At 66.1% G+C, this 13,030-nt stretch carries 11 protein-coding genes; 5 read left to right on the top strand and 6 right to left on the bottom strand.

Annotated features, from left to right (window positions below):
- Window positions 1-53: 53 nt before the first annotated feature.
- From LAQ74_RS18730 to LAQ74_RS18720, 3 genes are all read right to left on the bottom strand, one after another.
- Entirely contained in the window at window positions 54-662 is a 609-nt protein-coding gene (locus LAQ74_RS18730; protein WP_224337734.1) for an FAD-dependent oxidoreductase, read from the bottom strand.
- Between the two features lie 665 nt (window positions 663-1,327).
- Window positions 1,328-1,618: a hypothetical protein gene (locus LAQ74_RS18725; RefSeq protein WP_224337732.1), complete on the bottom strand. Its 291-nt coding sequence runs from the start codon at window positions 1,616-1,618 to the stop codon at window positions 1,328-1,330.
- A gap of 90 nt (window positions 1,619-1,708) precedes the next feature.
- A complete protein-coding gene (locus tag LAQ74_RS18720; RefSeq protein WP_224337730.1) occupies window positions 1,709-3,505 on the bottom strand; it encodes a glycoside hydrolase family 97 protein in 1,797 nt (598 codons plus the stop codon).
- Window positions 3,506-3,799: 294 nt separating this feature from the next.
- Between LAQ74_RS18720 and LAQ74_RS18715 the strand changes: the two genes are divergently transcribed.
- On the top strand, window positions 3,800-4,915 hold the full coding sequence (locus tag LAQ74_RS18715; RefSeq protein WP_224337728.1) for a Gfo/Idh/MocA family protein: 1,116 nt from the start codon (window positions 3,800-3,802) through the stop codon (window positions 4,913-4,915).
- A gap of 386 nt (window positions 4,916-5,301) precedes the next feature.
- Here LAQ74_RS18715 and LAQ74_RS18710 read toward each other — a convergent pair whose 3' ends face one another.
- Window positions 5,302-6,060, bottom strand: a complete 759-nt coding sequence (locus LAQ74_RS18710) for a ThuA domain-containing protein (RefSeq protein WP_224337726.1) — start codon at window positions 6,058-6,060, stop codon at window positions 5,302-5,304.
- 128 nt (window positions 6,061-6,188) lie between these two features.
- Here LAQ74_RS18710 and LAQ74_RS18705 point away from each other — a divergent pair, with 128 nt between their 5' ends.
- The 4 genes from LAQ74_RS18705 to LAQ74_RS18690 all read left to right on the top strand — a co-directional run bounded on the left by LAQ74_RS18705 (window position 6,189) and on the right by LAQ74_RS18690 (window position 10,385).
- Window positions 6,189-6,635, top strand: coding sequence for a universal stress protein (locus LAQ74_RS18705; protein ID WP_224337725.1), 447 nt, complete (start codon window positions 6,189-6,191; stop codon window positions 6,633-6,635).
- A 67-nt stretch (window positions 6,636-6,702) separates the two neighbouring features.
- Window positions 6,703-7,728 (top strand): Gfo/Idh/MocA family protein, encoded by a 1,026-nt coding sequence (locus LAQ74_RS18700; protein WP_224337723.1) that lies wholly within the window; start codon window positions 6,703-6,705, stop codon window positions 7,726-7,728.
- Between the two features lie 9 nt (window positions 7,729-7,737).
- A complete protein-coding gene (locus LAQ74_RS18695) occupies window positions 7,738-9,213 on the top strand; it encodes an amidase (protein ID WP_224337721.1) in 1,476 nt (491 codons plus the stop codon).
- Between the two features lie 95 nt (window positions 9,214-9,308).
- Window positions 9,309-10,385: a Gfo/Idh/MocA family protein gene (locus tag LAQ74_RS18690; protein WP_317987394.1), complete on the top strand. Its 1,077-nt coding sequence runs from the start codon at window positions 9,309-9,311 to the stop codon at window positions 10,383-10,385.
- 23 nt (window positions 10,386-10,408) lie between these two features.
- Here the strand turns inward: LAQ74_RS18690 and LAQ74_RS18685 are convergent, their stop codons facing one another.
- A complete protein-coding gene (locus LAQ74_RS18685) occupies window positions 10,409-11,191 on the bottom strand; it encodes a hydroxypyruvate isomerase family protein (protein WP_224337718.1) in 783 nt (260 codons plus the stop codon).
- A gap of 119 nt (window positions 11,192-11,310) precedes the next feature.
- A complete protein-coding gene (locus LAQ74_RS18680; protein ID WP_224337716.1) occupies window positions 11,311-12,954 on the bottom strand; it encodes a sulfatase family protein in 1,644 nt (547 codons plus the stop codon).
- Window positions 12,955-13,030 lie beyond the last annotated feature (76 nt).

The following is a 13,030-nucleotide window of genomic DNA, read 5'->3' as shown; positions in this document are numbered from 1 at the left end:
TTCGCACGTCTCCGCGTTCCCGCCGGTCGCAGCGCCAGACGCCTCTCGAATCTTCAGACGCCCGCCCGGCACAGCAGGCGTAAGATGATAACTGCCGCTGTTCCCCGAGACGGTGTCGTCACCGTCGGCGCAGTCGCCGAACTCCTCGCCGACCGCGGTGACGCCCATCTGTCCGCCATCGCCGTCAATACCGCATTGGCAACGTGTGATTCGTGGAGGTAGCCGTCGTCATAGCCAGCGTCCTGCGCGGAATCCGCCCCGTACCGCTCGCGGTAGTGGTCTCGAACGCCGGCGAGGTACTCGCCCAGCAGCGGCGACCGCGAGACGGAGTGATAGAGTGTCTCGAAGACGTAGACGTTATTCGTGAGCATCCCGCCGAGATAGTCTCGTCGGCTGACGAGCGTCGTCTCGGCGCCGTCCTGAACGGCTCTCACCGCTGCCGTAATACTGGCCGGCGTCCCGCCGAACACCGGTACTATCGGTTCGTTACCGGCTGGACTTCTGCTCGTTACTGTGCGTCGGGAGGCAAAGGTTCTCCGGTGGGACACGTGAGGGCCTTTGTTCGTCAGGAACGATTCACACGGTGCCAACTTGCAACTCGATGTCTGCCTATACAGGGCTCGAGAAACCAATATTTGGAATACAGACGCTGTAATCAGCATACTGTCTATCGTTCATTACCGTTGAACAATTTGACGACCTACTCACTCCTCGCGCCCCAACATTCATCATAACAAATATTGAATTTAGAAATCGGATATCCCTTACCTATCCTTCGTTTGTCTGGAACGCGTTACTGAATCCGCGATCAGGTGTAGTGCCGATGGAAACATTACACGTCTAGGTGTGTAACACCGGGCGCGTTCGTTCAGAAGGTCGTCCGAACGACGCCGAGTCCAGACGGCGAAGAACTCCGCTCGACTCTCAATTAGTGTTGTTGAACGACTCCGGAGGCGTCGAGCGCGGAGTCGGTCACAAATCCCGAGACGACTTCTCGTCTGACACGTCCTGTTATTCGCCTTTGACGAAACAACGTTCAATCAGATTGAATACAACCTCTCTTCCTTTCAATAGATGAGTACACCGGTCGAACGCCGCGTTTCGAGATGTGTACTACTACCCGACACGTACTCGCCACCGATGACTTCACGCTACACAGATCGACGGGGATGGACAGCGCACTCACTAACGGGTACGTAGACCTTCTGCATGGACCGGAAACGTCGGACGCAAAGAGGGGTGGCATCAGTCGGCGGCCGACTGATCCGACGCCGCGACCGCGTCGCTCGACCGGCTCCTCACGCGTAGCGGGGCCGTCTGAACGGACCTATCGACGGTCGATCCTAATCCAGAATCGCGACGCAGCCATCAGCCCAAACCCTACGAGCCCGAAAACTCCGAACACGACGGCCCAGCCGCCGAGGAGCCCCGCCGTAACGTCCGTCATGTCGGGGCCGCTCTCGCCGAGGGTGAACGACGTCCACGTGTCCAGCCAATAGGCGGTGACGATGAGACTGAGCTCGATGACGACGAAGTAAGTGAACAGTCGGTTCTTGTCGACGAACTCTCGAAAGCGAGTGGCGACGTCGGAGTCGACCCGCTCGTTCCGTGTAGCCATGGTTAGTGCCAGTATATAACACGGGAGCATTTAAACGTATGTATCGGTCGCAGCGGCGTAGAGGATATCACGCGAGAGCCGCGGTCGCGTTCATGTTCGACGACTCGGGCTGAGAACCGCGGCGAATCCACCGTTCTCCGGTACCGAGACGCGAACTGTCTCGTCCGCCGTCACGCCGAACTCCTCTCGCGTTATCGACTCGCCGGCGTCGTCGTCGCGGTAGAGGGTGACGTCGTAGGAACGGTCCGCGTCGAAGAACTCGCAGGATACCTCGACGGTTCGACTCCCACCGGCGGTGATAGAGCCGAGGAACCAGCGTTCGCCGCGGCGCCGCGCGATGGTCGCCTCCGACCCCGGCCAACCGCCGACGAACCGCGTCTCGTCCCACGCAGCGGGGACGCGTTCGAGGAACTCCTCCGCCGCAGGGTGCGCCCGGTAGCTCTCGACGCTGTCGGCGAAGTGCTGCAGCCCCGTCTCGAAGACGACAGCGAGCGCGAGTTCGTGTCCCGCGGAGGTAGTCCGCGTCTCCGCGGAGAACGTCACCGGCGTGTAGTCCATCGGACCGACGACGTTCCGCGTGAAGGGGAGGACGACGTTATGCTCGGGGGGAATCGTCTGCGGCACGGGGTGGTAGTTCTCCGCCCCGTAGACCCCCTCGTAGGTGAGCAGGTGCGGCCACCGCCGACGCAGTCCCTTTGGGGTGATGGAGCCGTGCACGTTCAACAGCAGTTCGTGCTCGGCCGTCGCCGCCGCGAGGTCGTCGTAAAAGCCCATCATCTGCTGGCTGTCGGAGTTCATGTAGTCGACCTTGACGCCGGCGACCCCCCACGACTTCCACCGAGGGAGGCGTGCGGCCCGCTTCGCGTCGGTATCGAGGTCGGACCACCGCGCCCAGACGAGCACGTCGACGTCGCGCTCGGTCGCGTAGTCGACGAGTTCCGGAATCCAGTCGCCCTCCGTCCACCCGGCGTCGACGAGGACGTACTCCCAGCCCCGCTCGCCCGCGTAGTCGACATAGCGCCGCTGGGTCTCGAAGTCGCTCGGGCTGCCGCCGTCGGACCACCACGACCACGCGACGCGGCCGGGACGAATCCACGACTGGTCCTCGATCCGACTCGGGTCCGTCCCGTAGTCGGGCGCGTCGACGACGTCCGCGACGAGGTCCGACTCGACGACAGTCGCTAGGTCGCCGACGACGGCGACGCGCCACGGCGTCGCAAGCGGCCGCGTCGCGCTCACGTGGGCGGACTCCGACGCCATGCGGTGACGCTCTGACTCCGGGAAGCGGACGCGGAACCGCGTGTCGTCCTCCTCGGCGACGAAGCGCGACGCGACGTACCGGCCGTCGACGCCCGCCTCCGTCAGAAGCGCCCACTGCCCCTCGACCTCGAACAGCGACGGGAAACTGTACTCGCCGCTCGCCTCGGCCGCGGACGTCTCGCGCCAGACCTCCTCGTGTTTCTTCTCGAACGGCATCAGCCACGCCGACGCCTCCGCCGGGAGGGTGAACGCGCTCTCCTCGGCGGTCACGACGACCGGACCGTCGCCGGGGAGGCGGTAGCGGTAGGCGACCCCGTCGTTCGACACCCGGAGGTCGATTCGGACGACCGAACCGTCGCCGTCGACGAGCGCCATCGTCTCCTCGTTCGCGTGGGAGCGGTGCGAACGCCGCTTCCCCGCCGGCGTCTCGTACACCGTCTCTGTCGTCCGGCGCTCGCGATGTCGGACGGAGAGTCCGTCGACGTAGGACCGTTCGAGCGTTTCGAGTCCGAGCGGCGACGACTCGACGACGACCGTCCCGCCGGAACGGACGGCGAGCGTCGGCCGACCGTCGCCGTCGACCTCGATGTCGGCGACGACCGTCTCGTCGGGGCTCTCAACTGTCATTGGGGGCGATGCCTCCGGCCCATCTCCGAGCCTCCGCCTGTTCGTACAGCTATCCCTGTCGCTCCGCCGGCGTCGGCTGTCTCGTGTGACATGCTCTCGCTATCCGTACGACGATTCTCCACCCCCATGGAAAAATCATCCGGTGGGACGTATCGGACGGTTGTTCGGTCGACGACGCGAGAGAGACGTTCCGTTAGTGCATGAGAGACGCTAGGCCGATATCGGCGAGCCGCACCAGACGCTCACGGTGACCGTAATATATACGGTACTGTGACCGAATCGTTGACTGACTGCATGGGAAATAGTAGCAATGATATTCAGGTCGGCATCGTCGGACTCGGTTCGATGGGCCACTGGCACACGGAGTTAGTCGAGAACGCTGGGTACGACGTCGTCGCCGGGGCGGACGTCCAGGAGAGCGCGCGCCGCCACTACGAACAGAAGTGGGACAAGCCGTCGTACGCCACCCACGAGGAGCTCTACGCCGAGGAGGAACTGGACGCCGTCGTCGTCACGACGCCGAACAAGTTCCACGAACCGGCGGCGGTCGACGCCTTCGAGGCCGACATCGACCTTCTGTTGGAGAAACCGCTCGCGCACACGCTGGAGAGCGCCGAGCGCATCGCCGCGGCCGCCGAGGCGTCCGACGCCTTCGGGATGGTCGGGTTCCACAACCGCTTTCTGAACGCCGCGACTGCGCTCAAGGGGTACGTCGAGGAGGACTACCTCGGCGACGTCACCCGTGTCGAGACGAACTACCTGCGCCGACGGGGCGTCCCCGGACGGGGCTCGTGGTTCACCGCCAAGGAGATCGCCGGCGGCGGCGCGCTCATCGACATCGGCGTCCACATTATCGACCTGACGCTGCACGTGCTCGGCCACCCGGACGTAGCCCACGTGTCGGGCGTCACCCGCTCGGAGTTCGGGAGCTGCGACGACTACCGCTACCTCGAGATGTGGGGCGATGACGCCGGCCCTGGCTCGTTCGACGTCGAGGACTCCGCGATGGCGATGCTGCAGACCACCGACGGACAGACAGTCTCGCTCGATATCGCGTGGGCGACGAACGGCGACGGGGAGGAGACCATCTCCCTCCGGGGGACGGAGGCGGGGGCGACTCTCGACAAGGCGGCAGGCGAGCTGACGCTGTACGAGACCAGAGATGTCGGTCTCAACCACCACGTCGACTCGACGGTGTCGACGCCGGATCAGAACTGCAAGGAGGCGCAGGCCGACTGCTTCCTCTCGGCCGTCGAGTCGGGCGACCCGCCGGGCATCAGCACCATCGAGCAGGCGCTCACCGTCCAGCGCGTCATCGAGGGCATCTATCGGTCGAGCGAACACGACGGCCGCCCCGTCCGATTCGAGTCGAACGAGGCGACGGTCGAAGAGCCGATCACCCTCGACTGAGATACGCACGGCAACCCAGCTGTTCACCGTTCGGAACATCGACGACCACGGTATCGCCTGCGCCCACGTCGATCTCCTCGGGGCGCCCGAGGGGCCTGCCCGCTCGTGCACATCAAAGACGTCCACCTCGAAGACGGGAGTCTCGCCGAAATCGGCGAGGGGAACGTTGACCCAAAGCCTGCGTCGCCGCCGTTGAGGCGGGGGCGGAATGATTCGTCTACGAACACGACGCGTCCAACGATCCGGCCGATTCGCTACGCGTCGGCGCAGAGCGACTGAACGAACTCCTCGGGCGGTAGAACGAATCGAATCAGGGATGGCGGCACCGACGCCGATCTCTCGTCGAACTCCCGTCGGCAGTGTTCTCGTCGGTATCCGTCGTTCGCTCAGCGGTGCTCGGGCGGAATGCCCTCTTCGATGTCTTCGAGTGGGTCGCGCTGGTCGGCGAATTCCGGGTCCGGTCCGTCGCCGGGGGCCGCCCACTCGACGGCGTTGGCGAGGACCGTGCGTATCTCGTCCTGTTTGTAGACCGGGTAGGTCTCGTGACCCGGCCGGAAGTAGAAGACCCGGCCTTTCCCGCGCTGGTAGCAGCAGCCCGAGCGGAACACCTCGCCGCCCTCGAACCAGCTGATGGTGACGAGTGTGTCGGGCGCGGGGATGTCGAAGCGCTCGCCGTACATCTCCGCCTGCGGGATATCGATGTACTCCTTCTCGAGGCCATCGACGATGGGGTGGTCCGATTCGACGACCCAGACCCGCTCGCGCTCGCCGTCGGTCAGCCGCGTGTCGCGCCACTTCAGCGACCCCGTCGTCCCCATGAGCGCCTTGAATATCTTCGAGGCGTGCGCCGAGTGGAGGACGAGCAGCCCCATCCCGTCGAGCACTCGCTGTCGCACCTTCTCGACGATCTCGTCGTCGACTTCGTCGTGAGCCTCGTGGCCCCACCACAGCATCACGTCGGTCGACTCGAGGACGTCGTCGGTGAGTCCGTGTTCGGGCTCCTCCAGTGTGGCCGTCCGCACGTCGTGTCCCTCGTCTTCGAGGAGCCCGGCGAGCTCGGCGTGGATGCCGTCCGGATACAGCTCGCGCCCGCGTTCGTGTTTCGTCTCACTACGGAATTCGTTCCATACGGTAACCTGGACCATTGCGTCTACACAGGACTCATGAGCGTGCAAAAAGCTATCTATTACTACAGAACGAAGCGCCGACTCCAAACTCGGCCGGAGTTAGACCATCAACAAGAAATAAATACAGACGACCGAACTGGATAGCCATGCAACGAGCATTGGCAGTTGTCGATTCGGACGAGCAGTCGAGAGAGATGGTACGCGAAGCTGGGGAACTGGCCGCCGGCGTCGACGCCGATATCATCGTCCTGCACGTGACGACCAAAGAGGAGTTCGTAGACAACCAGGACCGCCTCGCCGAGATCTCCTCGGAGATGTCGTCGTACGGTGTCGAGACGGCGCAGGAGGGCGCGCGACAGTACGCCGCCAACGTCGCGAACGAACTACTCGGTGACGTCGACGTCTCGACTACCGCCGTCGGCGAGCTCGGCGACAGACGAGACGAGATTCTGGACGCGGCGCGTACTCACGACTGCGACTACGTCTTTGTAACCGGCGCGAAACGGTCCCCGACGGGAAAAGCGCTCTTCGGCGACGACACCCAGTCGATCATCCTCAACTTCGAGGGGTCGGTCGTCGTCCGAACCGAGTGAGAGCGGCGTACCTCTACTGCTGGATTGAAAACGCTTAACACACCACACGATAGTGGTGGATTGTAGCATGGAGAGCACATACTCTGCTGACGCACCGTTTCGTGCGGGAATAATTGGAACCGGCTTTCTCGGGAAGGCGATGGGACGGGAGTTCCTCCGTCACGATCGCGCGACGGTCGGCGCGCTCACCGAACTCAACCCCGACGTTCTCGACGAGGCGGCGGATGAACTCGGCGTAGCCGAAGAATCCCTGTACGAGAACTACGAGCGTATGCTTGAAGAGGAAGATTTAGACGGGCTTGTCATCACGACGCCGCACGCGCTTCACTACGAGCAAATCGTGGCCGGACTGGAACACGGCGTTCACGTTCTCTGTGAAAAGCCGCTCTGCACCTCGCTCGAACACGCCAAAGACCTCGTCCGTCGCGTCGAGGAGTCCAACCAGACGGTGATGCTCGGCTATCAGCGCCATCTCGACACCGCCTTCCGGACGGCTCGCGACTACTGGAGCGAACGCGACGCGAGCCCCGAGTTCGTCACCGCAGAGATCACCCAAGACTGGATCAACGCAGTCGGCGGTTCGTGGAAGGCAAACGCCGAACTCAGCGGCGGCGGACAGCTCTACGACTCGGGAAGCCACGTCGTCGACGCGGTGTTGTGGGTTATGGACGAGACGCCGTCGTCGGTGACCGCCCAGATGACGTTCCACGACGACGAGGAGGAGATCGACATCCAGGCGGGGCTCACCGTCCAGTTCGAGAACGGCGGCGTCGCCTCCATCGGCGTCTCCGGGGACGCCCCGCGCGTGAGCGAGGCGTACCAGTTCTGGGGCGAGGACGGCGGGACCCTCATCGACGGTCACGAGTGGAACCCGCGCAGACTCCGCAAAGTCGACGACGACGGCAACATCCACACGCCGAACGTCAACCAGGGTACGGAGCTTCCGAAGGCCGACGCCTTCATCGAAGCCATCGAGACGGGCACCGAACCGCCGGCGACCGTCCACGACGGGCTGCTGTCGACGGCGGTAACCGAAGCCGCCTACGAGTCCGCATGGACCGGCGAACGGGTCGATGTCGATCTCGACTACTGAGCGACGACGATGAGCAGGTACCGACCCCTCTCGGAGGCCGACGCGGAAGCGCTCGCCGAACAGATCGGAATGGAGCTCACGGAGGGCGAGGCCGCGTCTGCCGCCGCCTACTCCCACTCGGATGCCTTTGTCGAACTGGAGGTCGCGCCGCTCGAGGCGCTGTGTGACCTCTCCGGTGACGGGGACACGTACGAAGCGTCGCCGCGTCGCCCCGCCGACAGCGAGAACCCTCACAACGCGTGGATAACCCGGTTCGACCTCGTCCGGTCGAGCGCCGACGGTGTTCTCTCCGGGATCGACGTCGGCGTAAAGGACAACATCTGCGTCCGCGGCGCGGAGTTGACGAACGCCTCGCACGGCTTCGAGGGGTTCGTCCCCGGCGAGCACGCGACGGTCGTCGAGCGCCTGCTCGACGCCGGTGCCCGCCTCCGTGGGAAGACGAATCTCGACGAGTTCGCGATGGGACCGACCAGCGAGAGCAGCGCGTTCGGTCCGGCGATCAACCCTCACGACGCCGGACGGGTCGCAGGCGGCTCCTCCGGCGGGAGCGGCGCGGCCGTCGCCGCCGGTACTGTCGGCCTCGCACTCGGCTCTGACACGGGCGGGAGCATCCGCATCCCGGCGAGCTACTGCGGTATCGTCGGACTGAAACCGACCCACGGTCGCGTCTCCAAGCGCGGGTTCGTCACGCAGGGCGACTCGCTCGAAGAGATGGGTCCGATGGCGACCAACGTTGAAACCGCCGCCCGCGGGATGGAGGTTCTCGCCGACCCGCTGGCCGACGGTACGCGCGAGCGCTTCGTCGACGGCCTCGGGCGCGATCTCTCGGGGACGCGGCTCGGCGTCATCGACCGGTACACCGACGGGTTCGCGCGCGACGCCGTGCTGGGGGAGTTCGACGCCGCGCTCGACCGCCTCGAATCGCTCGGGGCGACTGTCGAGACCGTCGAGCTACCCGAACTCGACTACGTCGGCGCGGCGTGGTGGGGGATCGGCCCCGCGGAGTTCGCGGCCGCCTACGCCACAAACGACGTTGGGCTCTGGCGCCGCCGCCCGGGGATTCCGAGCCTCGCGGACGGCTTCGAGCGGATGCGCCGTGCGACGAGCGACGCCATCAGCTCCGTCCCCAAGGAAGTCATCCTGCTCGGTGCCCACCTCCTGTTCAACCACGGGGGCCACCACTACGTCCGCGCGCAGAACCTCCGTGCGGCACTCACCGACGTCGTCTCCGAGTCGCTGGAGGAGTACGACGCGCTGGTGACGCCGTCGACACCGACGGTCGCCCCCGAACTCGGCGCGTTCGGGAACGAGGAGATGCCGCCGCCGAACGGCTCGCTCACCCCGGCGAACGTGACCGGCCACCCCGCCATCAGCGTCCCGTGCGGCGAGAGCGACGGGCTCCCGGTCGGCCTCCAACTTGTCGGTCCGTGGGGCGGCGAGAAGGACCTCCTCGACGCCGCGTACACGTTCGAGCAACGCGCCTGAGACGCGCTCGTCTCGGTCGGCGTCGTTCCGGACGGGTGTCGGGTTTTATCTCCCTGTGGCAGGATAGTTTGGTAGCTGAGACGATGACGTACGACATGATTCAGGTAGGCGTGGGTCTGCAGGGCTCGCGCTGGTGCAAGCAGTATCTCCCCCCGAACGTCGAGGACGGTCTCGTGGACGTCGTCGCCGCAGTCGACGTCGACCCGAACGCGTTCGAGCCGGCGCGCGAACACCTCGGTATCGACGAAGACCGCTGTTACACGGAGCTCGAACGGGCGTTCGCCGAGCACGACGCGGACTTCTGCTCCGTCGTCGTCCCGCCCCACGTCCACGAGGACGTGGTCGACCTGGCGCTCGAACACGAGATGGATATCCTCTCGGAGAAACCCATCGCCGACACGATGACGGCCTCGGCTCGAATCGCCGAGAAGGTCGAGCGCGCGGGACGGAAGATGGGTGTCACCATGACCCACCGGTTCGACCGCGACAAGACGTCGCTCCGTCGGGAACTCCGCTCCGGACGGGGTGGCCCGCTCGACTACCTCACGTTCCGGTTCACCTGCGACTACCGACACCGCGGGACGTGGGACGAGCGCCTCTACGACATCGACGACCCGCTTCTGATGGACGGCGCGGTCCACCACCTCGATCTCCTCCGCGACCTCGCGGGTTCAGATCCCGAGACGGTGTATACCCAGTCGTGGAACCCGCCGTGGAGCGAGTTCGAGAACGGTGCGCAGGCGCTGGCGACCGTGACGTTCGAGAACGGCGTCCGCGCGCAGTACGAGGCGGCGACGACCAACGCCGTCGGCCTCAACGGTTGGGGCCACGAGTACGTCCGCGCCGAGTCCAGAGACGCGACGACCGTGCTCGACCACCGGACGCTCGAACGGTTCGAGCGCGACCCCGACGACGAGAACTGGGTCGGTCGCCACCCCGCGGGCGAGGAACTCCCGCTTCTCGACCGCGAGAAGTGGGGCAACGCGTGGCTCGTCGAGCAGTTCGTCGAGTGGCTCGACGGCGGCGAGCCGATGGCGACGAACGTCTCGGAGAACCTCACGTCGATGGCGCTCGTCTTCGGTGCCATCGAGAGCGCCGAGCGCGGCGAACCGGTCGACGTGCGGGAGTATCTGGACGCAGCACGCGCAGACGCGCGTGACAGCGGCGAGTGACGACAACTAACGACAACTGAAGACTAGAGCCCGTCAACGAGGTCGACGACGGACGCGACGGCGGCCGCGGGGTCGCCGGTGGGCGCGAACTCGCAGCCGACGTAGCCGTCGTAGCCCGTCTCCGCGAGCGCGCCGAGGATATTCTCGTAGTGGAGTTCGCCCGTCCCGGGTTTGTGGCGGCCGGGCACGTCGGCGACGTGGACGTGGCCGATGCGGTCGACGTTCTCCGTGAGCGTGGCGATGACGTTCCCCTCCGTCACCTGCTGGTGATAGACGTCGTAGAGCAGTTTCACGTTCGGGCTGTCGACGGCGTCGACGATGTCGAACCCCTCTTCGGAGCGCGCGAGGAAGTAGCCCGGCGTGTCGACGGCGGTGTTTAGCGGTTCGACGACGAGCGTCACGTCGCGCTCCTCTGCGCGCGGCGCGGCGGCGGCGAGACAGTCGACGACTTTCTCCCGCTGCGTCTCGCGGTCGAGCCCCTCCTGTTCGGCGCCGACGGTGACCACCGAGACGGGTACGTCGAGCGCCGCCGCGCCGTCGACCGAGCGTTCGAGGGCGTCGACGGCAGCCTCGCGCTGGTCGGGGTCGGTCAGCGCCGGCTCCGCCAGCGGGAAGCCGGTCGCCGCCAGCGTCGCGGCGACGTCCAGCCCCGCGTCTCGGTAGGCCGTCACCACCTCCTCGGCCGCGTCGTGCTGCCAGTCGAAGTACTCGACGGCGTCGACGCCCGTCTCGGCGAGGGGCTCGACGGCGTCACGCGGGTCGGTGTCCGGAAAGAGAATCGCGAGCGTCGCGCTCAGCTTGAACATGTGGGGTCGTCTCGGACGGCGCTAATGAACGTTCCGCCGGCTGACCCGTTTCCGTCTCCCCACGGCTGTCCGTCGTTCGCAGTTCCTCCACGACCCTCCGCTCCGTCGTCCACAGAGAGCTACGCGTGGCACAGCCGCCGCGGGAGACCCTGCTCGTGGAGGACGTACCGCTCGAGAAACTCGACGGAGAGTCGCCGACGGACGTCGGCGTACGCCTCGTCGTCCCAGCGGTTCCGGAGTTCGTCGGGGTCCTTGCGGAGGTCGAACAGTTCGCCGTACGGTTCGCCGGGGTAGAGCGTCAGCTTGTACCGGTCGGTGACGTACGTGCGGACCCGGAGGCCGAGGTAGTCCTCGTCGTTCTCGACGACGACCCCGTCGCGGACGGCGTCGGTCTCGCCCGACAACTGCGGGCGGAGCGAGCGACCCGCCCAGGCGGGCGGCTCCCGCATTGCTTCGCGTTCCGGAGGGACTCGTCCCTCTGGAACCGGGATGTCGCAGAAGTCGAGCACCGTCGGCGCGAAGTCGACGGCGCTGACGGGGCCGTCACGTCGCTCGCCGGCGGGCAGCGTCCCCGGAAAGCTCCACAGCATCGGGACGCGGAGCAGCCCCTCGAAGTGGAACGGCCCCTTGCGGAGCATCCAGTGGTCGCCCATCATGTCCCCGTGGTCGGACATGAAGACGACGAGCGTCTCCTCGCGGAGTCCCGCCTCGTCGAGCGCTGCCAGGACGCGTCCGATCTCGCGATCGACGAAGCTAATCATGCCGTAGGTCACGGCAATCTGTTCGCGGAGTTGGTCGTCGGAGAGGTCGCTCGTACCGTGGAAGCCGCTGAGCTGCGTGTCGGTGTCGGCGTAGGCCTCGCGGTAGAAGGGGGGCAGGTCGTCGAGTTCGCCCTCGCGGCGCGTCGGCAGCGCAACGTCGTCGGGGTCGTACATGCTCCCCCACGGTTCCGGCGCGGCGAACGGGTGGTGAGGGTCGGGGAACGAACTCAGGAGGAAGAACGGCTCGTCCATCCCGGTCGCCGACTCGACGAACTCGCGGGAACGGTCGGCTATCCACCGGTTGTAGTGGAGTTCTTCGGGGAGCGACCACTCGAAGGTCTGCGGGGCGGGTCGGGGCTCGTTGTCGGGGTGGTCCTCATCGAGTCGGGCCGCCGCCTCGGGGTGCTCGCGTTCGAGCCACTGGCGGTACTCGCCGAATATCCAGCTCACGTGCCCGCCGGTGAAGTCGGCTGTCTCGAAGCCGTAGTACGGCTCCGGCAGCGCGCGGTGGCGGTTCTCGTTCCATGGCGGCCGTGCCTCGGGGAACTCCTCGGGCGCCACGGCGTCCGCCACCGCCGACTGACCGCCAGCAGCGCCAGTTGCGGCCGAGCCGCCGTCGACGCCGTCGCCGTCGTCGGCTTGCCCATCCGCGACCTCCACGACGCCGGCGCCGTTGGGGAGGTCGTACGTGTGGAGGTGGAGCTTCCCGGCCGCGTGCGTCCGGTAACCCGCCTCCCGGAGCGCGCCGGGGAGCGTCGGCAGCGACGGGTCGAGCGGAATCCCGTTCGTCCGGACGCCGTGGTCCCGGGGCATCAGCCCGGTGAACAGGCTGGCCCGGGCGGGCATACAGAGCGGGTTGGCGACGTACGCACGCGACAGCGCGACGCCCCGTTCGGCGAGCGCGTCGATGTTCGGGGTCTCGACCACCGAGTTGCCGGCGTAGCCGAGGTGGTCGTACCGTAGCTGGTCGAGAACGAAGCAGACGACGTTTGGCCGGGTCATCGACGTCCGCACCCACGGAGCCTCGGGTGTTAGCTGTTACCGTCCGCCGCGTGACCGAGAGACGAACGTATATCAC

The organism is Haloprofundus halobius (assembly GCF_020097835.1).
Classification (GTDB): domain Archaea; phylum Halobacteriota; class Halobacteria; order Halobacteriales; family Haloferacaceae; genus Haloprofundus; species Haloprofundus halobius.
The sequence above is the reverse complement of the archived record's forward strand: the minus strand, read 5'-3'. Positions and strand labels throughout refer to the sequence as shown.